This window comes from Pseudomonas taiwanensis DSM 21245 (genome assembly GCF_000425785.1).
Taxonomy (GTDB): Bacteria; Pseudomonadota; Gammaproteobacteria; order Pseudomonadales; family Pseudomonadaceae; genus Aquipseudomonas; species Aquipseudomonas taiwanensis.
Window position 1 is genome coordinate 74,711 of the sequence record NZ_AUEC01000014.1, and the last position, 25,857, is coordinate 100,567.

The following is a 25,857-nucleotide window of genomic DNA, read 5'->3' on the forward strand; positions in this document are numbered from 1 at the left end:
GATGCGATGGCTCAGCCGGCGCGTATGTCCATGATACGGGCCACCAGCCAGGCCAACGCCGGATCGTGCTGGCGGTGGGCAAGGTACACCAGCTCCAGCTGGAACGGTTCCAGGGCGAAGGGCAGGTCGAATACCTGCAGCGGCAGCAACTGGGCGAAATGGCGCGCCAGCGCGGTGGGCAATACCACACACAAGTCAGAACTGGCGGCAAGGTGTGCGGCTTGCAGATAGTTGGGTGTGGTGTAGACGATACGCCGGGCTAGACCCTGCTCGCCCAGCCACTGATCGACCATGCCACGGGTCTGGCCGCCGTGCACCCAAAGATGACGCAAGCCCAGGAAAGTCTGCAGGTCGAGTGCGCCATCGACGTCGGGGTGTCCCTGGCGTACTGCCACATGCAGGGTCTCGCTGCGCCAGTGGCGTCGCTCATAGCGTGCCGGCACTTCGTCGAAGCGCCCCAGTACCAGGTCCAGTTCACCCCGGTCGAGGGCTTCGGCCGGCAGGTTGGGCGCCAGATGCACGACATCCACGCGCAGGTGGGGGGCCTGGTTGTGCAAGGTGGTCAATAACCCGGGCATGCATAGCTGTTCGGCAAAGTCGGTGAGGGCGATGCGCAGCTGCCGGTGGCTCACCGATGGCGTGAAGCTGTCTCCGCCGCCAAGGGTCTGCTCTATCTGTTGTAAGGCCGCACGGATCGGGCCCTCCAAGGCCAGCGCGCGCGGGGTAGGCCGCATTCGTCGGCCAACCCGTACCAGCAATGGGTCATCGAGCAGGTCGCGCAAGCGGGCCAGTGCGTTGCTCACCGTGGGCTGGGTCAGGGCCAGGCGCTCGGCGGCGCGAGACACATTTTGCTCGCGCAGCAGCATGTCTAGCACGCGCAACAAGTTGAGATCGAAGTTGCCAATATTCATGCGAAAAATACATGGGATGGAAAATGAAAATTTCAAAAATAGTAGGCGCCTGACTAGGGTGGGGGCAATGCCTTCACACTGAGAATCAGGAGCGTCATGCGTGAATACTCCCTATAACGTTGAGCAGACGGCGGTGATTGGTGCCGGGACGATGGGTCGCGGCATTGTCATCAGCCTGGCCCGTGCAGGGCTGCCCGTGTTGTGGCTGGATAACGACCCGCGCGCCACGGAGACGGGCCTGGCGATGCTCAAGCAGACTTGGGCGCAGCAGGTTGCCAAGGGTCGCATCGACCAGGCAGAGGCCGATGCCTGCCTGGCGCGCGTGAGCCAGGTAACCACCTATGCAGACCTCGCCCAGGTCGACCTGGTGATCGAAGCGGTGTACGAGAACCTTGCCCTCAAGCAGGAGATTTTTCGCACGCTGGACGATACCCTCAAAGCTGAAGCAATCCTGGCCAGCAATACCTCGGCGCTGGACATAGACGCGATCGCTGCCGTGACCCAGCGACCTGAGCAGGTACTGGGGCTGCATTTCTTCAGCCCGGCGCACGTGATGAAGCTGTTGGAAGTGGTACGTGGTCAGCGCACATCGCCTGCCGTGCTCGATGCGGCCCAGGCCCTGGGGCAGCGGATGGGCAAGGAAGTCGTGGTGGCTGGCAACTGTCCGGGTTTCATCGGCAACCGCATGCTTGCCACCTATGTCGCCGAGGCCCGCAAACTACTGCTGGAAGGTGCGACGCCAAGGCAGGTGGACGAGGCGCTGCAAGCCTTCGGCATGGCCATGGGGCCGTTCCGCATGTACGACGTGGTTGGCATCGACCTGGAGTGGCGTGCCCGCCAGCTGGCCGGCGTAGGAATGGAGGCCCCCCTGGCCCAGGTCGACAATGCCCTGTGTGCGCTGGGTCGCTTCGGACAGAAGACGGGTAAGGGTTACTATCGTTACGCCCCTGGAAGCCGAGAAGCCGTGCACGACCCCGAGGTCGATGCGCTGGTGCTCAAGGTTGCCCACGACCTGGGCGTGCGCCCGCGTGAGATCGGCGAAGCAGAGATCCGCGAGCGATGCCTGCTGGCACTGGTCAATGAAGGTGCGAAGATCCTCGAGGAGTCGGTTGCCAGTTGCAGCGATGACATCGACCGCGTCTACCTGCATGGCTATGGATTCCCGGCGGATATCGGTGGGCCCATGCGCTGGGCCGACCAACAGGGACTGGGGTCGTTGCTGGGGCGCCTGGAGCGTCTGCAAGGCCTGTTCGGCGAGCACTGGCGCCCGTCTGGGTTGCTGATGCGTCTGGCGGCCGAGGGTAAGCCGTTGGCCAATGTCCGCGAGGGCCGCGCATGAACTACCTGGCCCCCCTGCGTGACATGCAGTTCGTCCTGCACGAAGTCTTCGACGTGACGGCCCATTGCGCCCGCTTGGGCAATGAGCTGGACCGTGAAACCATCGACGGCATTCTCGATCAAGGTGCGCGCTTTGCCAGCGAGGTGGTGGCACCGCTCAATCGCCAAGGCGACGAGCAGGGCTGTCGCCTCGAACAGGGCCGTGTAATCACGCCCGATGGCTTCCGCGATGCCTACCAACAGTACGTGGAACAGGGCTGGGGCGGTATGACCGGCTCGCTGGAATACGGCGGGCAAGGCTTGCCGCAGATGGTCTCGGCATGCTTTCACGAAATGCTGATGAGCGCCTCGTTGTCTTTCCGGATCTATTCCGGTCTGACCGAGGGGGCAGCCTTGGCCGTGCACCGGCATGGCAGCGACGCTCTCAAGCGTGATTACCTGGGCAAGCTGGTCAGCGGTGAATGGACCGGCACCATGTGCCTGACGGAGCCCCAAGCAGGCACCGACCTGGCGTTGCTGCGCACTCGGGCCGAGCCGCACGGCGATGGCAGCTATCGCATCAGCGGCAGCAAGATTTTCATCAGCGGCGGCGATCAGGACCTGACCGACAACATCGTCCACCTGGTGTTGGCACGCCTTCCGGATGCGCCCGTCGGGGTTCGCGGCATCAGCTTGTTCCTGGTGCCGAAGTTCGTGTGCTCAGCCGAGGGTGGACTGGGCACGCGCAACGCGCTCGAATGCGGCGCGCTGGAACACAAAATGGGTATCAAGGGCGCGTCCACCTGCGTGATGAACTTCGACGGCGCCCGTGGCTGGCTGGTGGGCGAAGCCAACCAGGGCCTGGCCTGTATGTTCACCATGATGAACGACGCGCGCTTCCAGGTCGGCCTACAAGGTCTGGGCATTGCCGAGGCGGCCTTCCAGGGCGGCCTGGCGTATGCCCGTGAGCGTCTTCAGTCGCGCAGCCTCGTAGGGCCGCAGGCGCCCGAACTCAGTGCCGACCCCATCATCTGCCACCCTGACGTGCGGCGCATGCTGCTGACCCAGAAAACCCTCAGCGAAGGATGCCGCATGTTGGCGGCTTTCGCGGCGCAGGCGCTCGACCTGGAGCATGGTGGCGAGCAGCCAGAGGACCGGGCCGCCGCCGGCCGGCAGGCGGCACTGTTGATCCCCATCGTGAAGGCATTTCTCACCGACGTCGGCCAGGAGGTCGCCAGTCTTGGCGTGCAGCTCTATGGCGGGCATGGCTACATCCGCGAATGGGGCATGGAGCAACTGATGCGCGACAGCCGAATCACCCAGCTGTACGAGGGCACCAATGGCATCCAAGCCCTGGATCTGGTTCGGCGCAAGGTATTGGCCGACGGCGGCGAGCAGCTGTGGCTGTTGATCGATCAGCTACTTGCGGCGGCGCGCCAATGCCACGCAAAAGAACTGGTGGGCATGTCCGAGGCGGTGATCCAGCGTCTACAAGAGTGGCGCAACCTGAGCGCTGAAGTGCTCGATGCCTGCCGCTGCGACCCTCAGGAGATCGGTGCAGTGTCGGTGGACTTCCTCGCCTATTCAGGCTACGTGCTGCTGGCAGCGCTGTGGCTCCGGGCAGCCGAGCGCGCAAGCGCTGCCTTGGCTGCTGGCAGCGGCGACGGCGCGTTCTACCAGGCGAAATTGCATGCGGCGGCCTTCTACTGGCGGCGGATATTGCCGCGCGCCAGTGCCCACTGCGAGGCGTTGCGTGGCGGTGCTCAGTGCCTGATGAGCCTGGATGAAGCGCATTTCGCCTTCTGACCGGTTTGCCGTTCCCCTACAAGAACAAAAGGAATTCGGACATGCAGCCATTCAGTTTTGCCACCACCCCCCACCTGTTGTGCGAAGTCGGCGCCGCGGGGCGCCTTGCCCAGTTGTGTCAGCAACGCGGCGCGCGTCGCGTGTTGATCGTGACCGACCCGGGCATCACAAGCCTGGGCATGCTCGATGACCTGTTGCCCGGCTTCACCCAGGCGAACCTGAGCGCGGCGATTTTCAGTGAAGTCAGTGCCGACCCCAGTCATGCCTGCGTACTGGCAGCGGTCGGTCGTGCCCGCCACATCGGGGCCGAGCTGATCGTCGGCTTTGGCGGCGGCAGCTCCATGGATGTCGCCAAGCTGGTTGCGCTGCTGGCGCACCCTGACTGCGAGCAAAGCCTGGAAGCGGTCTACGGCATCAACCAAGCCAAGGGCCAGCGTCTGCCCCTGATCCAGGTCCCTACCACCGCCGGTACCGGTTCGGAGGTAACGCCCATCGCCGTGATCACCACTGGCGAGTCGGCGAAGATGGCGGTGATTTCGCCGCTGTTGCTGCCTGACCTGGCATTGCTGGACGCTGAGCGAACGTTGGGCCTGCCACCGGCGATCACCGCCGCCACGGGTATCGACGCGATGGTCCACGCCATCGAAGCCTCTACCAGCCAGTTCAAGCGCAATCCAATGTCGAGCCTGTTGGCCCGCGAGGCCCTGGCGCTGCTGGCGCGCAACCTCGACCAGGCGGTGCACAACGGCGGCAATCTACAGGCGCGCCAGGCCATGCTGCTGGGCGCCTGCCTGGCCGGCCAGGCGTTCGCCAATGCCCCGGTGGCGGCGGTGCATGCGCTCGCTTACCCGCTAGGGGCGCGTTATCACGTACCACACGGGCTGGCCAATGCCTTGGTACTGCCTCACGTCATGCGCTACAACCGGCGCGAGGCGTTCGCCGACTACGCGGCGTTGGCTCCAGCACTGTTGGGCGAGCGATTGCTGCCGGGTGATCCGCACGAACTGTGCTGCCAGTTCATCGATGAACTGGAGAAACTTGCGCCGCGCTGCGGCCTGCCCAGCCGGCTGCGTGACGTTGGCGTACCGCGGCACAGTCTGCAGCTGCTTGCCGAGGACGCCATGCAGCAACAACGGTTGCTGGTCAACAACCCGCGCAAGGTGACCCTTGCCGACGCCCTTGCCCTTTACCAGGCGGCGTTCTGAACATGGCCAGGGAGCGCCCGCTGCGCGGCGCCTACCGTCACTTCCAGCCGATCAGCACGCGCTGGCATGACAATGACCTGTATGGGCATGTGAACAACGTCATCTACTACAGCTATTTCGACAGCGCCGTGAACACTTGGCTGATCGAGCATGCCGGCCTGGACGTTCACAGCGACCCAGTTGTGGCCTATGTGGCCGGTTCGGCGTGCGACTACTACGCCTCCGTTGCGTTTCCGCAGCGCATCGAGGTGGGTATCGCCATCGACAAGCTGGGTAACAGTTCGGTGCAGTACGCGCTGGCCGTGTTCGTCGAGGGCCAACCCCAAGCCTGTGCTGCCGGTCGTTTTACCCATGTTTTCGTTGACCGCCGCGACCACCGGCCGGTCCCCATTCCCGCCAAACTGCGCAGCGCGTTCGAACGCTTGCTGCCGGCGTAATTGCACAAGGAGAGCTGTTTCATGCAAGACGTAGTCATCGTATCCACGGCGCGTACGCCTATCGCCAAAGCCTGGCGGGGCGCCTTCAACGACCTCACTACACCAAGCATGAGTGCCATCGCCATCCGTGCGGCGGTCGAGCGCGCCGGCATAGAACCGCAAGAGGTGGAGGACCTGGTGCTCGGCACCGCCATGCAAAGCGGCACTGCCGCGATCAACCCGGCGCGCCTGTCGGCGTTGGCGGCCGGCTTGCCGCTGTCGGTGGCCGGGCAGACCATCGATCGCCAATGCGCCTCGGGGTTGATGGCCATCGCCATCGGCGCCCAGCAGATTCGCAGCGAGGGTATGCAGGTGGTGGTCGGGGCAGGGCAAGAGCAGATCAGCCTGGTGCAGCAGGCGCACATGCAGGCTGCCAACGCTGCGCAAGATGCCACGGTGCGGCGCATGTGCGAGCACGCCTATATGCCCATGTTGCAAACGGCTGAGCGTGTGGCACAGAAGTACGGCATCGACCGTGAGGCGCAGGACCGCTACGCCTTGCTGTCGCAGCAGCGCACGGCTGCCGCGCAACACGCTGGACTCTTCGCCGACGAGATCGTTGCGGTGACCGCTCAGCGCAAGCTGGTGGATCCGGATACCGGCATCCAGACTCATCAACTCGTGCATCTGACCCAGGACGAAGGCAACCGGCCCCACACGCAATTGGCGGACTTGCAGGCGCTGCGTCCGGTGATCGAGGGCGGCTGTGTGACTGCCGGTAACGCCAGCCAGTTGTCCGACGGCGCCAGTGCATGCGTGCTCATGAGCGGTGACCGCGCGGCCCGACTGGGGCAACGGCCGCTGGGGCTGTACCGAGGGATGGCGGTGGTCGGCCTGGCACCGGAGGAAATGGGCATTGGGCCTGTACTGGCGATACCGCGCCTGTTGGCTCGGCACGGCTTGCGGGTGCAAGACATCGGCCTGTGGGAGCTCAACGAGGCATTCGCCTGCCAGGTGCTGTATTGCGCCGAGCAGTTGGACATCGACCCAGCACGCCTGAACGTCAACGGCGGCGCCATCGCCATCGGGCACCCGTATGGCATGAGCGGTGCACGCATGGTCGGCCATGCCTTGCTCGAAGGCCGCCGGCGCAACGTGCGCTACGTAGTGATCAGCATGTGTGTTGGCGGAGGCATGGGCGCGGCCGGATTGTTCGAGGTGCTTTGAACGCGCCCACCAGCCATAACGAACCGGCATGGCACTGATCCGAAGACGCTATTTGTGACCGCCGCGCCACCTCACTAATAATCTTCCCACTACTACCGCCGGCCAGTGCGGCCGGCGTTTTCCCCGTTGAACTTGTCTTGTCACTCTCGAATACAACAACAAGAGGTTAAGAGTGAGCGTATACAACCTTTCCTGCCGGCGCCGAGCGCCGCTGGCGGTATTCTGCTGCCTGCTCGCCGCACCGGCCACTGCCTTGCAATTCGATGTCGGCCCACTCGAAGGGCGGCTTGACTCGGCCCTTTCGTTCGCTACAGCCATCAGCACTGCCAACCCGGACAAGCAGCAACTTCAGTACGCCAATGGCAACGATGGGCGGCGAAACTACCGTTCGGGGGATGTCTTCTCGGCGATCTTCAAAGGGACGCACGACCTGGAGCTACGACACGATAACGTCGGTCTGTTCGTGCGTGGCAGCTACTGGTACGACACAATGCAGCGTGATCACCAACAGCGCGCGGTCGCTATCGACGACAACAACCGTCTGGTTTCGACGAAGACCGCGGGCGCCGAGTTGCTGGACACGTTTGCCTATGCTCTCTACGACATCGACGGTGAGCCCGGTTCGCTTCGCCTGGGCAAACAGGTCGTGAACTGGGGCGAAAGCCTGTTCATTCAAGGTGGTCTGAACGTAATCAGTCCGTTCAACCAGGCCGCGCTACGCCGACCTGGCACCGAAGTGAAGGATGCGTTGGTGCCGATCAACCTGCTGTATATCACTCAGAACCTCAACCAGGCCGTGTCATTCGACGCTTTCTACCAGCTCGATTGGGAGCAGACCCGGCTGGATAACTGTGCAACTTTCTTCGCCGCGAACGATTTCATGCCAGAAGGTTGTCAGGGCCTGGACGTCGGTGGGCAGATGGTCACCAACCCAGTGGTTACCCAAGCACTGGCCCCCTTTGGCGTGACGCTGACCGAGGAGGGCGTGCGTGTGCCGCGTGGCGCCGACCAGACTGCGCGCAATGGTGGCCAGTGGGGCTTTTCGCTGCACTGGTATGTCGAGCCGATGGATACCGAGTTTGGTTTGTACGCGGCCAACTATCACAGTCGCTCTCCGTACCTGGGCACGGTCAGCAGCCGTTATTACGCCAATACCGACTTTGCCAGGCGCTTGTGCGGCAGCATCGGCGTGCCATTGTCCAACTGCGGGGCCTTCCTGACGTCGAGCAACGGGCAGACTCTGGCCGGTGCGCTGCGTATGGGTACCTCGCAGTACGTTGCGCAGTACCCCGAGGACATTCGCCTCTATGGCATCACCTTTGCCACCACGCTGCGCAACGGCACCGCCGTGCAAGGCGAGGTGAGCTATCGCCCGAACATGCCGGTACAGCTGAACGGAAACGATCTGCTGCAGTCGTTGCTCAATGCGCCGGGGCGCAGCCCGCTCAACGCCGATGGACTGCGACCGCCGACCGGCAATACCTTGTTCAACGGCTACCGGCGCAAGGAAGTGACCCAAGCCCAGGTGTCGGCGCTGCAGACGTTCAGCCAGGTGATGGGCGCTAACCAACTGTTGCTGATCGGGGAGGTGGGGGCCACCTATGTAGGTGGGCTAGAGGGGCGTTTCGGCCCGCGCTATGGCCGCTCTGGCGCCTACGGTAATGGCGAGCTTGCGGACAACGACGTGTGCCTGGAAATTTCAAGAAGTCCAGGTGACTGCAACGGGGAGGGGTTCGTCACGCCATTCTCCTGGGGTTATCGGCTGCGGGCAACCTTTAGCTACCCGAGTTTGCTCCAGGGCGTGGACATCCGCCCAAACCTGGCCTGGGCTCATGACGTCAAGGGCTATTCCCCCACCGATGGCTCCGCGTTCAATGAAGGGTCGCGCTCGATCAGCGTGGGTGTGGATGCCACATTGGCAAACAAGTACTGGGCAAGCGTTGCCTACACCGACTTCATCGACGGTGACTATGGCACCCGCGGCGATCGCGATTATCTGGCGTTCAGTGTTGGCGCCAGTTTCTAGAACGGCCCAATGTCGGGAATGGAAAACCCGTTGATGCCAAGAGCGTCCGCGAATCGGCAACTTGTGCGACTCGCGGGCCGGCGGCTTGGTGCTAAAGCGTTGCTTGCCGCTGCCAAGCCAGCGGTGAAATGCCTTCGGCCTTGGCAAATGTCCGACAAAAGTGGGACTGGTCACAAAAGCCGCACTCCAGTGCAATTTCGGCCAGCAACATTCCCGAGCCTCCGAGCAGCTCCTTGCTTTTCTTCAACCGTTGCGCACGCATCCACTGCTGCGGGGGCATCTGCAGGGTATCCCTGAACATGCGGGTAAAATGGCTGCGCGATAGGGCGCAGGCTTGAGCTAGCTCAGTAACGGATATGCCGGTGTCCAGATTGTCCAGCATCAACTTCTTCGCGGTCGTCACCTGCCAGGGTTTAAGTCGCCCGGTGGTTTTCAGTGCGACACTGGCCAGCACAGTGCAGTTGTCACTGTTCATACAAGTCCATTTATTCAATGAAGAGGGGTACGACCGATTGGCGTACCCCTCACAGGGGCGATGAGCAGCCCCTTGACGCAAGGGGCTGGTGACGGTCAGACAGGCGCAGCGACTGGGGCTAGGGTAGGCCCATGCTGAACGCGCTCAGGCGCTTTGTGCACCATGGTGTACGCGTAGTCGACACCCATCCCGTAGGCGCCGGAGTGTTCCTTGACCAGCGCCATGACGGCGTCGTAGGTGTCGCGGTTTTTCCAATCGCGCTGCCATTCCAACAGCACTTGCTGCCAGGTGACAGGAATCACACCCGCCTGAATCATGCGTTGCATTGCGTAGTCGTGCGCTTCCTTGGTCGTGCCACCAGAGGCATCTGCGACCATGTAGATTTCGTAGCCGGCATCGTTCATTGCCGACAGGGCGAAGGTGGTGTTGCAGACTTCTGTCCATAGGCCGGAAACGATGATCTTGTTGCGACCGTTTTTCTTCAGCGCATCTCTCACCTTCTGGTCGTCCCAGGAGTTCATGGAGGTCCGCTCCAGCAGCGGAGCGTCGGGGAAGACAGCAAGCAGCTCGGGGTAGGTATGCCCAGAGAAGCTTTCAGTCTCCACCGTCGTGATGATGGTGGGAACATTGAAAATCTTGGCGGCCTTGGCCAGGCCCACCGTGTTGTTCTTGAGCGTTTGACGATCGATGCTCTGTACGCCAAAAGCCATCTGCGGTTGCTGATCGATGAAGATCAGCTGGCTGTTGAGCGGGGTCAGGACTTCAGTTTTTGGATTGTTCATTGTTGCTCCCTGTCTGCTAGATGAAGGTCATCGCACAAGCCTCGGCGCCCGCGTTCGGCAGGCTTCGCTGAGCCATCGGGTGATGTCCTCGGCGACGCCCGTTGCTTGAGTCCGAGTACAAGATAGCCAAACCCAACGCGAAGCGGTGGCGCATTTTTGCGCCAGTAGGAACGCACTAATGCGCCACAGACTTGTTCATCTGCCTGCTAGGATTCGTACGCAAAGGCGGATCCACCTGATCCGGTTCGCCTCAGGAGAATGCGATGACAGCTTCACAACCGCTCAACAAACAAACCGCCTATTGGGGCGTGCCATGGGAGAAGAGTTACGGCTACCCGCAGGCACGGCGGGTAGGAAACGACATTTATGTCTCTGGCCAGTTCAACCATGACGAGGAGGGCAGCCTGATCGCGCCTGCCCCCCTGGATCGTGACGGGAAGCCCAGCGATTTCTCTTCGATGGGCGACCAGATGCGCGCTGCGTACGACAATATCGCCAAGTTACTCGCCCTGTACGGTGCGACGCTCGAGGATGTCGTGGAGGAAACGCTCTACGTGTTGGACATGGACGCTGCATTCGCAGTGGTCGGAAAGGTACGAAAGGCTGCCTACGGCACCGAGCGGCCGCAATGCGCGAGCAACATCATCGGCGTATCGAGGCTGGCCCAACGCCCTCAGTTGATCGAAATTGCTTGCAAAGCAGTGATCGGGTCACGGGCTGAGTGAGCGGCACTCCCGGTCTCGGGCTAAAGGACCGGGAGTTCCCGTTGACCCTCGATCAAAGGCTTCTGGTTGGCAACGGCGGCTGCACAGAACGTCATGAATGCTTTGACCCGCCAGGATTTGCGGATGTCTTGGTGAGTCAGCAACCACAGTTCATCCTGAAGTTCGGGCACCACCGGGCCGATGCGCTCCAACCCTGGCGTGATATCGCCGAGCATGCAGGGCAGAAAACCCACGCCCAGTCCTGCGGCTATGGCAGCGCTTGCGGCTGCGACTGAGTCGGTGCGGAAGGCGATGCACTCGGCAGCGACCCTGTTTTCGACGTAGCTCGTCGCTTTCAAGCCTCTTAGCGCGGCGGAATAGGAAACCCAAGCCTGGCCTTCAGCGAAGAGCGCAGCAGGCGTCATGTGATTGCTGCTGCCATAGGGAGCCCAGGCGATCGAGGCCAGTTTGCGACCAACCAGGCTCTCGGCGGGTTTTTTGGTCGCCCGAACGGCGATATCCGATTCATCCCGGGCAAGGCTCAGTGATTCGTTGCCCACCAGCACTTCGATCGTGATGCCTTCGTTGAGGGCTTTGAAGTCCGCGATGATTGGGGTGAGAAAGTACAGAAGCAGTGAGTCGCTGGTGGTAATGCGCAGTTTACCGAGCGGCCCCTGGCCGGCACGTGATACTCGCCGTGTCACGCTGACGATGTCCAGTTCCACACGCTCGGCGAGCGCTCGCAATTCCGCGCCTTCGAGGGTGAGCAGATAGCCTGACTTGCGGTGATCGAACAAAGCCACGCCCAGTGTTTTTTCCACCTGGGAAACCCGACGCGAGACGGTTGATACGTTGATGCCGAGTTTCTTGGCCGTGGCAGCGCGATTACCGCATTCACTCAGCGTTTTGATGATCCGCAGATCATCCCAGGAAAGCTGATTGGCAGCCTCGCCCACGTTCCATTTCGCATCCTTGGCGGCTTGTGGGCCAGTTGGCAAGTTTTCAGGTAACGACTTCACGTGTCTGGTTCCAGAACAGAATGGGCAGATCATACGAGAAGGGCCGGGGGGAACCCAAGCCGCGAAGGAGCCTCAATGGCACAAGCTTCCAACGTGAGATGGGGCATATTGGGGAGCTTCTGGTGTCTGTGGGGTATCAACCCCCGTTTGCTCGACTACCTCGCATCACAGGTGCCGCGGGGGCAGGGTGCTGAGCCATCGAGATCGCCAACGCGGCGGTGTTCTTGCCCTGCAATGATTCAAGCTTTGTGAATGGTGCAGAGTTGTTTGTCGACGGGAGGCAAGCTCAGATCCAACAGCATGGATGGGGATGTGCCAAGCGCTGCATCGCTCTGGCGAATGGCACGTCCTACCCACTTGAAAAAGACTTCGGCGATTAGCGTGACGAAACGCTCACCGGAACAGACTGTTGTCCCTGAGCTCAGGTTCAGCCATGCCTGAATCCAGGCGCGGATTCGGTGAGTTGGGTTCAGGCTACGGGGATCGGGTTGTCAACCAGCGACTGGTTGAATTGGTGAATCAGTTCGTGCTCGTTCGCGCCCTGATTAGCGCGCAGTGGGACGACACGATCCACCAGGACCTCTGTAGTGGCGGATTCGAGCTTGGCCAGGGTCTCCTGGATGAAGTCGCCCAATGGCATGGCACGCTCATCACCGCTCTTGTGAATCAGGTCGGTGTCGACCCAAGGCGGCGCGATTTCCAACACTTTGACGCTGGTGTCACGCAGGCTGAATCGCTGTGACAGCGAGTAGGAGTGTATGGCCGCCTTGGTCGCCGAATACAGCGCGGTGGCCGCTAGCGGCAGGTAGGCCAGTACCGAGCTGTTGTTGATGATGTAGGCATCCGGTTGTCGCTTGAGGTGCTCGACGAAGGCAGCGCTGACGCGTACCGGGCCCAACAGGTTGGTCTGTAGCAGGCTCACTGCTTGTTCGTCGTCATGGTCTCCTGAGGCCGGGTTGTCGAATGGCATCACGCCGGCATTGTTGATGATCACGTTCAGTGAAGGATGGCGGCGGATCACTTCTTGGGCCACCGCCTTGATCTGCTGCGGATCGTTGATGTCCAGGCGCACGGTATCGATGCCTGGGTTGGCCTGGGCGATTTCATCCAGCAGTGCCTGGCGGCGCCCCGCAACGATCACTTTGTTGCCGCGCTGATGGAAGGCCTCTGCCAAGGCTCGGCCGATGCCTGAAGTTCCACCGGTGATGAAAATGGTGTTAGCACTGAGTTTCATGATCCGTTTCCTTTTTCCGATCAGTTGGTGGTGTAACGCGGGGCAAGCCGATTGCTCGACAGCTGGCTGAACAGGTGTTGCCGGCTGGCTTCGTAGCGTTCGAATGCCTGAAGGTCGTGCATTGAGGGGATGGAGATGAGTACCTGGTCGTCGAAGTCTTGCAGGGCCCCGTCCACCAGATCCTGGGCCGACATCACGATCCCCGGGTCGAGGTGCTCGACCGGCAAACCGCCGATTTGCCAGAAGTCGGTGGCAGTCGCCCCTGGCAGCACCGCCTGAATTTGGATGCCCTTGTCCGCGAGCTCCTTGCTCAAAGACCGCGTGAAGGCAGTGACATACGCCTTGCTGCCGCCGTAAACGCCATTGAGCAGCTCTGGCGCCAGGCTAACGATGGACGAGATGTTGATCACGGCGCCTTGATTGCGGGCTACAAATCCCGGGATAGCGGCATAGGTAAGGCGGGTGAGGGCGGTGACGTTGAGGGTGATCATTTCGGCCATCCGTTCCACGTCACTTTCCAGCAGGCTGGTGTGGGTGCCGATCCCAGCGTTGTTCACCAGCAAGGTGACGGTGGCGTCCTCGCGCAATTTGTGTTCCACCTTGGCCAGTTCTTCCGGGTTGGCCAGATCTGCCGGGAAGACTTCCACGCTCTGGCGGGTTTCGGTGGTGAGCCGATTTGCCAAGGTGTTGAGGCGCTCCCGATTACGGGCGACCAGTACCAGGTCGTATCCCCGGCGGGCCAGGCGTTCTGCGTAGATGGAGCCGATGCCGGTGGAGGCGCCGGTGATGAGGGCAGTGCCTTTTGATTGCTGCGTCATGGTCGTGCTCCGCTGTTTGATATGGACGCATGATGCAGTCGATCGCTTTCGTCTCAAACGACGTATAGGATACGTTTTTAGGTCATCACCTATTGGAGCTTCCACTGTGCACCGGGTCGGCTATCTGATCACCGAAGGCTTCCAGATCATGTCGTTGGCGACGCAGGCCGTATTCGAGTTTGCGAACATCGTCGCGGGCGAAGCCGTTTACAAGATCCAGAATTTTTCCATCGAAGGCGGCACCGTCCGCTCTTCACTGGGGATGTACATGGATACGCTCCCACTAGGAACACCTGGCCTGGCTGACACCTGGATGGTTACGGGAACATTGACCCCGTTGACGCCGCCGAGTGAGGAAGTGCTGGCCAGCGTGCGAGGATTTGTCGACGGTGCCCGGCGCACGGCCGGGCTGTGTACCGGCTGTTTCGTCTTGGCCCAGGCGGGGGTACTGGATAACCGGCGCGCCACCACGCACTGGGCCTATGCGAAAAAAATGCGTGAGCTTCACCCGAAGATCGAGGTCGAAGAAGATCGGATATTCATTGTGGACGGACAGATCTGGACGTCTGCGGGCATGACCGCCGCCCTGGATATGGCGCTGGGTATGGTGGAAAAGGATCTGGGCACTGAGATGGCCAGATCAGTGGCACGAAAGCTCGTGATGCATCAACGCCGCTCCGGTGGGCAGTCCCAACATTCCGAACTGCTGACGCTTTCGCCGAAGTCAGATCGAATTCAAAGCGCCCTGGATTTCGCGCGCAAGAATCTGAATCGCCCGTTGAGTGTCGAGGAACTGGCCGAAACCGTGCATTTGAGCCCCCGCCAGTTTACCCGCGTATTCACTGCCGAGACGGGACAATCTCCGGCCAAGGCCGTGGAACGTTTGCGCCTGGAGGCAGCCCGCTTGATGATAGAGCAGAGCCGACACAGCCTGGACGTGGTGGCGAAGGAAACCGGATTCAGGGATCGCCGGCATATGCGCGAGGTGTTCATTCGCGGTCTCGGCGTACCGCCTCAAACGATACGAAGGGATGCCCGGCGAGTGGTTGTTGCTTGATGACGACAGCTAACCAGGCTTGAGTGAACCGGGCCTCTAGCGCTTGGCCGTTCGCGGCCGGACAGGCAGATGCAGCGGCTGTCCGGCCTGGGGTTCAAGGCTTGGATTGGGCAAAGGGATTGCCCTTGGCCTGTAAATACAGCTTGCCCATTGCCGTGGAGGCGAAATCGGTGATGTGCCCGATGTCCCGGTAGATCGGCAGGCCGTCGATCGACAGCTTGCACTGGCCATCGACGCACTGCACGTCCTTGGGGTCGATGATCAGCAAGTCCGGATGTGCTTGCTTAACTTCCCGGAACAACTGCGCAAGCCAGGGGTTTTCTTCCGGTTGCGCGATACTCGTCGCGCAATGATGCTCCTCGATCGTGCCCCTGAGCTTGATGCAGCGGTACAGGCAGTCATTGGCGCCTTCGGGCATGACGATGTTGCTCTTGATCAGTACGGGCCTGGCACCGGAGCGCGCTATGATATCGAGGCTCTTGAGCAGGGCGGCTTTCATGCGATCGCGCGACAGGGCCTGGGAGCGTTGGTCATCGATCGACAACACCACTGCACTGCTGTCGGCGTAGGTCTCCCAGGTCAGGCCGATGATCACGTAGTCGTAGTGGCTGCGAGCAATCAGCTTGTGGTACTCGGCGGCGGCATCATGGCACTTCTTGTAGAGTGTGTTCTTGTACTTCCACCAGTCGTAGAGATAGACATCCGGCAGAGCCAGGCACCCTGGGCTGCCTTGGGCCATGACGGAGACGTTGGCGTCTTTGGCCAGCGTGTCAATAAAGCCCCAGAAGTGGTTGGAATAGGAATCGCCCATCAACAGCGCGGTGGTGCTAGCGTTGACGTGCCCGAGCAGACAGCTGCTATCAGAGCCATCGCTGGCACCGCCCAGGCACGGCTTGCGCTTGGGTATTTCGCTTGCCTTCAGGCGCGGCAGGATGTTTGCCGGGTCACTGCCGAAACGCTCCAGCCAGCCATCGGCGGCCTTGCCCGCCGAGTACAGCGCCGAAAACGCGATGGCCGGTACGACGAGCAGCAGGAGCAGCGTCTTGCCCAAACCCAGCCGGGTACGGCGCAGGGGCTTTTCGATCAGGTAGTACGAGGTGGTGCCCAGGGCAAACGAGGCGATGAAGTAGCCAGCAAGGATGGCCGGCGTCTTTACAACTCCCAGGTACTCCACGATGGCGATGACAGGCCAGTGCCAGAGGTATAGCGAGTAGGAAATCGTTCCGACGAATACCAGCGGTGACCATGACAGCAGCCTTGACGTGATGCCCACTTGCCCAACCTGGCTCGAGACCAGTACCGCCGTCGCCAAACAGATCACGATGGCGGGGAAGCCAGGATAGGCGGTGGTCGGTATGGATAGTGTGGCGCTGTACAAGACCGCGCCAAAGGCGCCTAGCCCCAGTGCGGACGCGCTGACACGGCCGAGGCGGAGGCGGTCGTTAGCGAACACGGCCGTGCACGAGCCGACCAGCAGCTCGAAGATCCGCGCCAGGAACGCGTAGTAGCTTTTATCCGGGGATGTTCTTGCGATGAACAGTGTAATGCCGATGGAGACGATGGTCAGCACCACAACAGCGGTTTTCAATCGATGGGGCTTCAGGTGGCGCGTCAGTACCAGCAACCCAAGCGGCAAGAAGATGTACCACTGCCATTCTATGGCCAGCGACCAGGTGTGCAGCAAGGGCAGGGTCGCCGCCTCGGCGGTGGCATAGCCGTCGGTGGACTTGGAGAAATACTGATTGGACAGCAGCAGGCTGGTGTACTTCTCGCTTTTGAGAAAGTCGATGAAGTCCTTGGGCAGATACAGCGCACTGGCCGCGCCGAGCGTAACGATCAACAGCGCCAATATCGCTGGCTGCAGGCGCCACAAACGCTTGACATAGAACTGCCCAAGGCTGAAGTCACCCCGGCCGACCGCGCTCAGGATGATCGAGGTGGTGAGGTAGCCGGAGATCACGAAGAAGATATCGACGCCGATGAACCCGGAAGGGAACACCGCCAGTCCAGCATGGAAAATCAGCACCAGCAGGACGGCAACGGCACGCAGCCCATCGATATCGGCGCGGTACAAGGCAGGTTGCACGCCGGTAGGGGCCACTTGTGCCTTGCCACGGTCGGCGACAGCCTGTGCGCGGGTGGTTGCAGGAGCTTTGAATATCAGGTTCTGATCGGTCGACAAGGCACTACATCCTATCGCGTGAGACATTCTTTGACGCGACAGGGCTCGCGAACAATTGAGGCGAGTTTATCAAGAGCGCTCGAACGTGACACTGTATTTAACATAATACGCATTATGCGCAGATCCATATGCAGGCACCTGAGCTAGGTGGTGATGCAAGAATCACTCTTCATACTACAAGCCCGATCCCAACCTTCGACTATCCGTCTCGACCCCAATCCGCTCTAATGCCTATCACGCCCGCTCTACGCCACGAGGCTCTATTTGCATGAAGCAATCCGTCACTCTGATTATCTGCCTGTCGTTACTCTCAGCATGCGATGTTTCAATCAATACCAACGCTCCAGTCATTCCGGTCGTTGTGCCGGCACTCCAGCCAGATGCCGCTATCACGCCGCAACAGCGCGTTATCGTTAGCAGAGCCTTAGAGTTCCTGATGTTGCTCGATGAAGGACGGGCCGATTTGACTTGGCTCCCAGCCGGTTCGGCGCTGAAGGCGTCGACCTCCGAGTCCAACTGGGTCAAAGGCATCAGTGGTTTGCGCACGGGTGTTGGCGAGTTCAAACATCGTAACCATGCACAGATCAGCTTCACTCGAGAAATGCCTGATGCACCGCCAGGGCTCTACGCCGCGGTCCAGATACAGTCGTCCTTTTCTAATCTCGAAGTGATTGAAGTTGTGTTGCTCGTCGAAGAGGATGATCAATGGCGCGTGGTAGGCTACAACATCAGCAAAAACATCCAGTTGAAGGCAGCAATACCGCTGCTCTGACGTTGTCCCCGGCAAATTCACTTGCCGGCGTTTTTCCTTTAACTCGACTAAATAATCATTTAGTGTAATTAAGATATAGTAAATCCCCGTCCGTTGAATAACCCGACTCCACCCTTAATAAAGTTTGGGTTATTCAATCTCGCTTCCATTACAAACGTGTGCACTTCGCGAAACTCCCGTAGCGCGCCAGCTGTCGACAATCAGAAGGTACGAAAACGTCTTATCGCCCGTTCGCGACAGTTTAGAACGTCAGTCGAGCAGCACACGCTTGAACGCTTCGGCAGCCAGGTGCACCTGCACCGACCAGTCATTGGCCGCGTCGTCGCCCGCATCGTCGGAAATGTACTTCAGGCAAACAAAAGGAATGCCCTCCCCGCGCGCGATCAATGCCAGGACATATGCCTCCATATCGACCACATCGTAAGGGGCTTGGCCGTGGTTGACCTCGAAACTGTCGCCACTGCCGCAGATGCCTTGGGCGATCCCTGGCAGCGCAACGCCATATTCCAGCACCACGGGTATCTCCGACAGTGGCGTCTGGTAACGGGCGAAGCCCAGCGGCGTCACATCCATGTCACGCTGCACGAAACGGGTACAGCAAACCAAGCTACCCTTGCCGTGCCCCTGGCTGCCGGCCGACCCGAGGTTGACGATGAGCTTGGGTTTGCGCTGCTGAATGGCCTTGGTCAGGCCGATGGCGGCGTTGACCTTGCCGATACCGGTGAACACGGTGTTCATGCCAGTGAACAGGTTGCCAGCTTCTGCCTCTAGGGCGAACACGAATAGCGTGTCGGCCAGGGCGATATCAGAAAATTGCTGGGTAAGCATCATGGTACGGGGCATTCCAGTTGGCTTGCAGAGGGCGAGGCTATTGTCGGTGAACCTTGGTCAATTGCAAGTCCCGGAGCACCCCGACGCATCCGTCTAGGCGCGGTTGCTCGCAATTGGTCGCTGGTGACCTTGGCCAACCTATCATGTGCCCAACGGCATCAAGACCGCCTCTGCTTCATAGGCTCTGTTCGAAAAGCCTTCATACTCGGTGATGCTGCGTTGAAAACAGCCTCGGAACGCTCATTTACAACCCGTAAACTCCGCTTCCGCGGCTGTTTTCGCCTTGACTAAGGCCTGGTAAAGAAAGCGCATCATCTACACCAAGCCACCAAAACGCTTGTAGAAACTCTCCCCCACCTCTGGCAACGGCCCGTCTGCGGTCTCCAGTGCGCTGTTTAGCCATTCTTCAGCCTTGGCAAATACCAAACGATACAGGTTGCGGCACAACTGGCGTGCGGCCCTGCCCTCCCAGTCCCCTGGCAACAGCTCGTCTGGTAATTGCGGGTCGCGCAGCAGCAAACGACGGTACTCGTGGATCAACAGGGTGCGCGCCAGGAAGCAGTCCTGGGCGTCCAGTTGTTCCTGCTCCTTCAGTCCCTGCCACAACGGCCTGAACAAGCGGATGAATTCACTGTAGTGCTGACCCAGTTCATCGATGCGCCAGCTCTCGCGAACTTGCGCGCGCATGGCCTTGGAGGCCAGCACTTCCTGGGCATGGGTTTCGAAGACGATGCTGTCCTCGTCGGCATCGAGCTCGCGCAAGGTCGCGGCGAGGTCGGTACGGTCGGCACGGGGGCAGCCCAACACGTTGGGGGCGATCGCGCCAAAGCCTTGCCACTCCAACTCTTCGCGCACGTTTTTGCGCTTGACCGCTTCCAGCTGCGACAGGAGCACCAGTGTCCAGGCACCGTCCCACGCTGGCTGGCTTGGACTATAGACCCGCTTGAAAGCTTTCTCGAAGCGTCGGCGGCCGGTGCCGGTCAAACTGTAATAGCTGCGTCGGCCAACCTTTTCGGCCGTGAGCCATCCCTCTTTGGTCAGGCGAAAGATCGACGTGCGAATCAACCTCTCGTTGATGCCGATCGGCTCCAGCAGGTTGATCAAGCTGCCCAGCCACACGGTGCCGCCGTGGGGCTCGATGGCATCGCCGTACAGGGTAATGATCAGCGAACTGGCGCGAATCGGCGTCTGTTCCTGAAAGCGAGTGATCAGAGTATTGAGTGGGGCAAGGTTGCTCATGGAGGAACTGTGCGCAGATAAAGTACCGACTATACCTGTGCGGCGGGCTGCCTGGCCATTGCCGAGCGCGCCCACACTCATGCGCCCGCCTCGCTCTTGGGCCTGAAGCCCGAATCACCCATGCGCGGGCGCTGCGCTTCCACTTCGCTCAAGGGTGGGCACTCAACCAGTGCCGCCATGCAGCGCCGGGTCAGTTGCTGATACGCCTCGGTACCCCGCTGTTTCCACGCCACTTCCTGCTCGCTCAACGAACGTTTGACTAGCGCTGGTGAGCCGACCACCAGGCTCTGCTCGGGACATTCGAAGCCGGCCTTGACGAAGGCCGCGGCGGCGACGATGCAGCGGGGTGCGATGCGCGCACCATCCATGACCACGGCATTCATGCCCACCAGAGCGTCTTCCCCCACCTGGCAACCATGCAGCACTGCGCCATGGCCAACATGGCCGTTTCGCTCGATGACGGTGTCGCCCCCTGGGAAACCATGCATCACGCAGGTGTCCTGAAGGTTGGCGCCTTCCTTGAGCACGATTCGACCGAAATCCCCACGCAAGGACGCCAGTGGGCCTACATAACAATCAGGGCCAACGATCACATCGCCAATCAGTACCGCACTGGGGTGCACGTAGGCGGTTGGATGGATGACGGGGGTCAGCCCGTCCAAACGATAGCAAGGCATCTCGCACCTCCAGAAATGATTTGAAGCGTTGCCTGATCTTGTATCACTTCGATATTTTTCGTCAATTGCCATCATCCATGTATCGCTTTTTTCAGCGTGGATGCGCGTGATTAGCGCCCGCCAGAAATCGCCTTTCAACCATTTTCTGCGGGATTTCGTCAGGTCAAACCGCGGTTCCATCAATGCATCACGCGCACTATTGGATACATAATCACGTATTCATGCTTGATATTGTGTATCGCATAAGGCATATACTGAAATACCTGAGCGTGGTTCGTGCCGCGCCCCTGCAAACAATTCCAATAAAAGCCGGCCATCCACTGCGCCGCGCGAGCAGCCTGAGGAATACGACATGCCTCGTTACCTTGATGTGCAGGCCCCTGAAAGCGGCGTGCGTCTGATCACCTTGCAACGGCCAGAAGCCCTCAATGCCCTGTGCACCGAGTTGTTGGAGCAGCTTGCCGCCGAGCTTGAAGACGCCGAACGCGACGAGCACACCCAGGTGGTCGTGCTGACCGGCAGCCGCAAGGCTTTCGCCGCCGGTGCCGATATTCGCGAGATGGCCGAGCGTGATCTGGTGGGCATCCTCAACGATCCCCGCGTTGCGCACTGGCAGCGGATCGCAACCTTTGCCAAGCCATTGATCGCCGCCGTGAATGGCTATGCCCTGGGCGGTGGCTGCGAGCTGGTGATGTGCTCAGACATTGTCATCGCTGGCGAGGATGCCCGCTTCGGCCAGCCCGAAATCAACCTCGGCATCATTCCAGGCGCCGGCGGCACCCAGCGCTTGCTGCGTGCCGTCGGCAAACCGCTGGCCATGCAGATGGTGCTGACAGGCGAGGCCATTGGCGCCCGCCATGCCTTGCAGGCCGGGCTGGTCAGTGAAATCACTCAGCCGGAACTGACTGTAGAGCGTGCTTTACAGGTCGCCCGAAGCATCGCCGCCAAAGCCCCCCTGGCCGTGCGACTGGCTAAGGAGGCCCTGCTCAAGGCCGGCGATATCGACCTTGCCAGCGGTCTGCGCTTCGAGCGCCATGCGTTCACGTTGCTCGCCGGAACCGCTGACCGCGACGAAGGCGTACGCGCCTTCATGGAAAAACGCCCGGCCCGGTTCACAGGCCGTTGATCCCCCTTCTTTATCGTTCGACACAGCGAGTCCGCCATGACCTTCGAGCACATCCTGTTTTCCATCGAGGACGGTGTCGCCCTCCTCTCACTGAACCGTCCGCAACAGCTGAACAGCTTCAATACGCAAATGCACATGGAGGTACGTGAAGCCATCAAGCAGGTACGCCAGAGCGCCGAGGCGCGGGTCCTGTTGCTGACCGCCGAGGGCCGCGGGTTCTGCGCTGGCCAGGATCTTTCAGACCGCAATGTCGCGCCGGGAGCGGCGATGCCTGACCTGGGTGAATCCATCGACCAGTTCTACAACCCGCTGGTGCGCGCCTTGCGTGACCTGCCGATGCCTGTGGTGTGTGCCGTCAACGGCGTCGCTGCCGGCGCCGGGGCAAATATTCCGTTAGCCTGCGACCTGGTGCTGGCAGCCCGCTCGGCCAGTTTCATCCAGGCTTTCTGCAAGATCGGTCTGGTTCCGGATTCTGGCGGTACCTGGCTGTTGCCGCGCCTTGTCGGTATGGCTCGCGCCAAGGCCCTGGCCCTGTTGGGCGAGCGACTGAGCGCCGAGCAAGCCGAGCGCTGGGGAATGATCCATCGCGTCGTCGATGACGCAGACCTGCGTGACGAAGCCCTTACCCTGGCCCGTCACCTGGCCACCCAGCCTACCTACGGCCTTGCCCTGATCAAGCGCAGCCTCAACGCCAGCTTCGACAACAGTTTCGATCAGCAACTGGAACTCGAACGCGACCTGCAGCGCCTGGCTGGGCGTAGCGATGACTACCGCGAAGGTGTAAGCGCGTTCATGAACAAGCGCACACCCGCGTTCGAGGGGCATTGAACATGAGCGCACTCGCCATCACTGCCCAGGTTGCCGTGATCGGTGCCGGCGCCATGGGCGCAGGTATCGCCCAGGTGGCCGCCCAGGCTGGCCACCCGGTCAAGCTGTACGACAACCGCCCAGGCGCGGCCGCCCAGGCCATTGCAGGAATCGACCGCCAGCTTGGACGCCTGGTCGACAAAGGCAAGCTGCAGGGTCAGGCCCGTGAGACCATCATCGGCCGCCTGAAACCGGTCGAGACCCTCGCCGAACTGGCAGACGCACGTCTCGTTGTCGAGGCCATCGTGGAGAACCTCCAGGTCAAGCAAAGCCTGCTGCGTCAGCTCGAAACCCTGTGCGCCGACGACTGCATTCTGGCCAGCAACACCTCTTCCTTGTCCATCACCAGCCTGGCGGCTGGCCTTGAGCGCCCGCACAATGTGATCGGCATGCATTTCTTCAACCCGGCGCCATTGATGGCACTGGTAGAGATCGTCTCCGGCCTGGCGACCGACCCGGCGTTGGCGCACGCCCTGTACAAGACCGCCAAAGCCTGGGGCAAGACGCCGGTGCATACCCGCTCGACGCCGGGGTTCATCGTCAACCGTGTGGCACGTCCTTTCTACGCCGAGAGCCTGCGACTGCTGCAAGAAGGCGCCGCCGATTGTGCGAGCCTTGATGCGTTGTTGCGCGATGCAGGCGGTTTTCGCATGGGCGCCTTCGAGCTGACCGACCTGATCGGCCATGACGTCAATTATGCCGTGACCTGCTCGGTGTTCGACGCCTTCTATGGTGACTTCCGCTTCCAGCCTTCGCTGGTGCAGAAAGAGTTGGTGGATGCAGGCCGCCTGGGCCGCAAATCCGGGCAAGGCTTTTATAGCTACGCCGAAGGAGCCGAGCGCCCCCCGGCATCGGTACTGCAGAGTGCGGCAAAGGTCGAACACTGTGTGGTCGAAGGTCATCTGGGGGTGATGCAGCCGCTGCTTGACCGCCTGCGCGCGGCAGGTGTCAGCGTGACCGAGCGTGCAGGCAAGGGACTGCTGCGCGTCGGCGACGCCACCTTGGCCTTGAGCGATGGCCGCCTGGCCAGCCAGCGCGCACGCGAGGATGGCCTGAGCAACTTGGTGCTGCTCGACCTGGCCCTGGACTATGCCACTGCAACCCGTCTTGCCATCGGTTGCGCTGCCGGCACCTGCCCTGCCGCTCGGGATCAGGCAGTGGCCCTGCTGCAACGTGCAGGCTTGCAGGTCACCGCTGTGGCCGACCTGCCCGGCCTGGTGGTGCTTAGGACAGTCGCCATGCTCGCCAACGAAGCCGCCGATGCCGTGCTGCAAGGCGTCGGCACGGCAGCCGACATCGACCTGGCCATGTGCGCCGGGGTCAATTACCCCTGCGGCCCGTTGGCCTGGGCCGAACACATCGGTGTCGACTACACCCTGCGCGTGCTCGACAACCTGCAACGCAGTTATGGCGAAAGCCGCTATCGCCCTTCCCTGCTGCTGCGACGCAGCAATGCCAATGGAGGCCGCCTGCATGACTGAACCTCAACGCACGCCCGACGAACTCGCCCAGGCCTGCGCCGATGCCATGTTCTCCCGCGACCAGGCCAGCCAGAGCCTGGGCATCGGTCTGCAAGACATCGCTGCCGGCAAGGCGCGCCTTGGCATGACGGTACGCGCCGACATGATCCAGGGGCATGGCACCTGCCACGGCGGCTTTCTATTCGCATTGGCCGATTCGGCGTTCGCCTTCGCCTGCAACAGCTACGACGAGGCAACGGTCGCGTCGGGCTGCAGCATCGACTACGTCGCCCCCGCACGGCTCGGCGACCAACTCACGGCAACGGCCATCGAGCTCACCCGTAAAGGCCGCACAGGCCTGTACGACGTGCGCATTGAAAACCAACACGGCGAGCTGATCGCCCTGTTCCACGGCAAATCCTACAAAGTGCGCGGCACGGTGCTGACGCAGGAGACGCAAGATGACTGAACCCATGCGCTTCGATGCATTGATCATCGATGCCGTTCGTACCCCGATTGGCCGCTATGCGGGCGCCTTGAGCGCAGTGCGTGCAGACGATCTGGCAGCGGTGCCGATCAAGGCGCTCATGCAGCGTCACCCCGAGCTGGACTGGCAGGCTATCGACGATGTGATCCTCGGATGTGCCAACCAGGCCGGCGAAGACAACCGCAACGTCGCGCGCATGGCCACATTGCTGGCTGGCCTACCCATTGCGGTGCCCGGGACCACCATCAACCGCCTGTGCGGCTCAGGCCTGGATGCCATCGGTAACGCTGCTCGTGCCCTGCGCTGCGGCGAGGCGGGGCTGATGCTGGCCGGTGGTGTCGAGTCGATGTCGCGAGCGCCCTTCGTCATGGGCAAGTCCGAGCAAGCCTTCGGCCGCAGCGCAGAGCTGTTTGATACGACCATCGGCTGGCGTTTCGTCAACCAGCTGATGCAGGCCACATATGGCATCGACTCGATGCCCGAAACAGCAGAAAACGTTGCCGCCCAGTTCGGTATCTCTCGCGCCGACCAGGACGCTTTCGCCTTGCGCAGCCAGCAAAAGGCCGCAGCAGCGCTGGCCAGCGGTCGTCTGGCACAAGAGATCGTGCCCGTGGAGATCGCCCAGCGCAAAGGCCCGGCCAAGCGCGTCGAACAGGACGAACACCCTCGCGGCGACACCACACTGGAACAATTGGCCAAGCTTGGCACGCCGTTTCGCGAAGGCGGCAGCGTCACCGCGGGCAATGCCTCGGGGGTGAACGACGGAGCCTGCGCGCTGCTGCTGGCCACCACTGCCGCCGCTCAGCGCTACGGACTCAAGGCTCGCGGCAGGGTCGTCGGCATGGCGGTGGCGGGCGTGGAGCCGCGCATCATGGGTATTGGCCCGGTACCGGCGACGCGCAAGGTGCTTGAGTTGACCGGTCTGTCCCTGGCCGACATGGACGTCATCGAACTCAACGAAGCCTTCGCTGCGCAAGGTCTGGCGGTGCTGCGCGAACTGGGCCTGGCCGATGACGACAAGCGGGTCAACCCAAACGGCGGCGCCATCGCCCTGGGGCATCCGTTGGGCATGAGTGGCGCGCGACTGGTCACCACCGCCCTGCACGAGCTTGAAAACACCCACGGCCGTTACGCCCTCTGCACCATGTGCATCGGTGTCGGCCAAGGCATTGCCATGGTCATCGAGCGCCTCTGACCAACGGCTTGTTACCCAGGACGG

The 25,857-nt window shown here is 61.4% G+C and carries 24 protein-coding genes and 1 pseudogene; 15 read left to right on the top strand and 10 right to left on the bottom strand.

The genetic code is table 11. The annotated features are described in order from the left end of the window. Positions 1-11 precede the first annotated feature (11 nt). A complete protein-coding gene (locus tag H620_RS0105955) occupies positions 12-911 on the bottom strand; it encodes a LysR family transcriptional regulator (protein WP_023380608.1) in 900 nt (299 codons plus the stop codon). A gap of 100 nt (positions 912-1,011) precedes the next feature. On the opposite strand from H620_RS0105955, the gene H620_RS0105960 reads away from it, so the two are divergent. From H620_RS0105960 to H620_RS0105985, 6 genes are all read left to right on the top strand, one after another. Next, a complete protein-coding gene (locus H620_RS0105960; RefSeq protein WP_023380607.1) occupies positions 1,012-2,250 on the top strand; it encodes a 3-hydroxyacyl-CoA dehydrogenase in 1,239 nt (412 codons plus the stop codon). Beyond that, positions 2,247-4,034: an acyl-CoA dehydrogenase C-terminal domain-containing protein gene (locus H620_RS0105965; protein WP_023380606.1), complete on the top strand. Its 1,788-nt coding sequence runs from the start codon at positions 2,247-2,249 to the stop codon at positions 4,032-4,034. Before H620_RS0105960 ends, H620_RS0105965 begins: the two co-directional genes overlap by 4 nt. A gap of 41 nt (positions 4,035-4,075) precedes the next feature. After that, the gene (locus H620_RS0105970; RefSeq protein ID WP_023380605.1) at positions 4,076-5,239 is read left to right on the top strand and encodes an iron-containing alcohol dehydrogenase; all 1,164 of its coding nucleotides are present in this window, start codon (positions 4,076-4,078) and stop codon (positions 5,237-5,239) included. Positions 5,240-5,241: 2 nt separating this feature from the next. Continuing rightward, positions 5,242-5,676, top strand: a complete 435-nt coding sequence (locus H620_RS0105975) for an acyl-CoA thioesterase (RefSeq protein ID WP_027906942.1) — start codon at positions 5,242-5,244, stop codon at positions 5,674-5,676. A 21-nt stretch (positions 5,677-5,697) separates the two neighbouring features. After that, positions 5,698-6,882: an acetyl-CoA C-acyltransferase gene (locus H620_RS0105980; RefSeq protein WP_027906943.1), complete on the top strand. Its 1,185-nt coding sequence runs from the start codon at positions 5,698-5,700 to the stop codon at positions 6,880-6,882. Between the two features lie 172 nt (positions 6,883-7,054). Beyond that, positions 7,055-8,908 carry a DUF1302 domain-containing protein gene (locus H620_RS0105985; protein ID WP_027906944.1) on the top strand — a complete coding sequence of 618 codons (1,854 nt, stop codon included), beginning with the start codon at positions 7,055-7,057 and terminating at the stop codon, positions 8,906-8,908. A gap of 91 nt (positions 8,909-8,999) precedes the next feature. Here the strand turns inward: H620_RS0105985 and H620_RS0105990 are convergent, their stop codons facing one another. Next, positions 9,000-9,383, bottom strand: a complete 384-nt coding sequence (locus H620_RS0105990; protein ID WP_023380601.1) for a helix-turn-helix domain-containing protein — start codon at positions 9,381-9,383, stop codon at positions 9,000-9,002. A 95-nt stretch (positions 9,384-9,478) separates the two neighbouring features. After that, positions 9,479-10,165, bottom strand: coding sequence for a hydrolase (locus H620_RS0105995; RefSeq protein WP_023380600.1), 687 nt, complete (start codon positions 10,163-10,165; stop codon positions 9,479-9,481). A gap of 263 nt (positions 10,166-10,428) precedes the next feature. Here H620_RS0105995 and H620_RS0106000 point away from each other — a divergent pair, with 263 nt between their 5' ends. Next, a complete protein-coding gene (locus tag H620_RS0106000; protein ID WP_023380599.1) occupies positions 10,429-10,890 on the top strand; it encodes a RidA family protein in 462 nt (153 codons plus the stop codon). 20 nt (positions 10,891-10,910) lie between these two features. On the opposite strand, the gene H620_RS0106005 is transcribed toward H620_RS0106000, so the two are convergent. Beyond that, positions 10,911-11,867 (bottom strand): LysR family transcriptional regulator, encoded by a 957-nt coding sequence (locus H620_RS0106005; protein ID WP_027906945.1) that lies wholly within the window; start codon positions 11,865-11,867, stop codon positions 10,911-10,913. A gap of 168 nt (positions 11,868-12,035) precedes the next feature. Between H620_RS0106005 and H620_RS27340 the strand changes: the two are divergent. Beyond that, a pseudogene (locus H620_RS27340) lies at positions 12,036-12,181 on the top strand (SDR family oxidoreductase); the annotation flags it as partial. A gap of 176 nt (positions 12,182-12,357) precedes the next feature. On the opposite strand, the gene H620_RS0106010 reads toward H620_RS27340, so the two are convergent. Together H620_RS0106010 and H620_RS0106015 are read right to left on the bottom strand one after the other, a co-directional pair. Next, positions 12,358-13,122 (bottom strand): SDR family oxidoreductase, encoded by a 765-nt coding sequence (locus H620_RS0106010; protein WP_023380597.1) that lies wholly within the window; start codon positions 13,120-13,122, stop codon positions 12,358-12,360. Positions 13,123-13,142: 20 nt separating this feature from the next. After that, entirely contained in the window at positions 13,143-13,940 is a 798-nt protein-coding gene (locus H620_RS0106015; protein WP_023380595.1) for an SDR family NAD(P)-dependent oxidoreductase, read from the bottom strand. Between the two features lie 106 nt (positions 13,941-14,046). Between H620_RS0106015 and H620_RS0106020 the strand changes: the two genes are divergently transcribed. After that, complete coding sequence (locus tag H620_RS0106020) at positions 14,047-14,997, top strand: GlxA family transcriptional regulator (RefSeq protein ID WP_023380594.1); 951 nt, start codon at positions 14,047-14,049, stop codon at positions 14,995-14,997. 94 nt (positions 14,998-15,091) lie between these two features. Here the strand turns inward: H620_RS0106020 and H620_RS0106025 are convergent, their stop codons facing one another. Further along, positions 15,092-17,179 carry an acyltransferase family protein gene (locus H620_RS0106025; protein ID WP_049818715.1) on the bottom strand — a complete coding sequence of 696 codons (2,088 nt, stop codon included), beginning with the start codon at positions 17,177-17,179 and terminating at the stop codon, positions 15,092-15,094. Positions 17,180-17,447: 268 nt separating this feature from the next. On the opposite strand from H620_RS0106025, the gene H620_RS0106030 reads away from it, so the two are divergent. Next, positions 17,448-17,951, top strand: a complete 504-nt coding sequence (locus H620_RS0106030) for a DUF4019 domain-containing protein (protein WP_027906947.1) — start codon at positions 17,448-17,450, stop codon at positions 17,949-17,951. Between the two features lie 249 nt (positions 17,952-18,200). On the opposite strand, the gene H620_RS0106035 is transcribed toward H620_RS0106030, so the two are convergent. The 3 genes from H620_RS0106035 to paaY form a co-directional block, all read right to left on the bottom strand. Then, positions 18,201-18,782 (bottom strand): phosphorylase family protein, encoded by a 582-nt coding sequence (locus tag H620_RS0106035; RefSeq protein WP_027906948.1) that lies wholly within the window; start codon positions 18,780-18,782, stop codon positions 18,201-18,203. Between the two features lie 315 nt (positions 18,783-19,097). Further along, a complete protein-coding gene (gene paaX, locus H620_RS0106040) occupies positions 19,098-20,021 on the bottom strand; it encodes a phenylacetic acid degradation operon negative regulatory protein PaaX (protein WP_023380589.1) in 924 nt (307 codons plus the stop codon). A gap of 77 nt (positions 20,022-20,098) precedes the next feature. Next, positions 20,099-20,698, bottom strand: a complete 600-nt coding sequence (gene paaY, locus H620_RS0106045) for a phenylacetic acid degradation protein PaaY (RefSeq protein WP_023380588.1) — start codon at positions 20,696-20,698, stop codon at positions 20,099-20,101. Positions 20,699-21,050: 352 nt separating this feature from the next. Here paaY and paaF point away from each other — a divergent pair, with 352 nt between their 5' ends. From paaF to pcaF, 5 genes are read left to right on the top strand one after another with little or no spacing between them, the layout of a single operon-like run. After that, positions 21,051-21,824: a 2,3-dehydroadipyl-CoA hydratase PaaF gene (gene paaF / locus H620_RS0106050; RefSeq protein WP_023380587.1), complete on the top strand. Its 774-nt coding sequence runs from the start codon at positions 21,051-21,053 to the stop codon at positions 21,822-21,824. 36 nt (positions 21,825-21,860) lie between these two features. Then, positions 21,861-22,652: a 2-(1,2-epoxy-1,2-dihydrophenyl)acetyl-CoA isomerase PaaG gene (paaG, locus tag H620_RS0106055; protein WP_023380586.1), complete on the top strand. Its 792-nt coding sequence runs from the start codon at positions 21,861-21,863 to the stop codon at positions 22,650-22,652. A gap of 2 nt (positions 22,653-22,654) precedes the next feature. Continuing rightward, entirely contained in the window at positions 22,655-24,172 is a 1,518-nt protein-coding gene (gene paaH / locus H620_RS0106060) for a 3-hydroxyacyl-CoA dehydrogenase PaaH (RefSeq protein ID WP_023380585.1), read from the top strand. Next, positions 24,165-24,620: a hydroxyphenylacetyl-CoA thioesterase PaaI gene (gene paaI / locus H620_RS0106065; RefSeq protein WP_023380584.1), complete on the top strand. Its 456-nt coding sequence runs from the start codon at positions 24,165-24,167 to the stop codon at positions 24,618-24,620. The genes paaH and paaI overlap by 8 nt, the downstream gene beginning before the upstream one ends. Continuing rightward, positions 24,613-25,833 carry a 3-oxoadipyl-CoA thiolase gene (pcaF, locus tag H620_RS0106070; RefSeq protein ID WP_027906950.1) on the top strand — a complete coding sequence of 407 codons (1,221 nt, stop codon included), beginning with the start codon at positions 24,613-24,615 and terminating at the stop codon, positions 25,831-25,833. The genes paaI and pcaF overlap by 8 nt, the downstream gene beginning before the upstream one ends. The last annotated feature ends 24 nt before the right edge of the window (positions 25,834-25,857 follow it).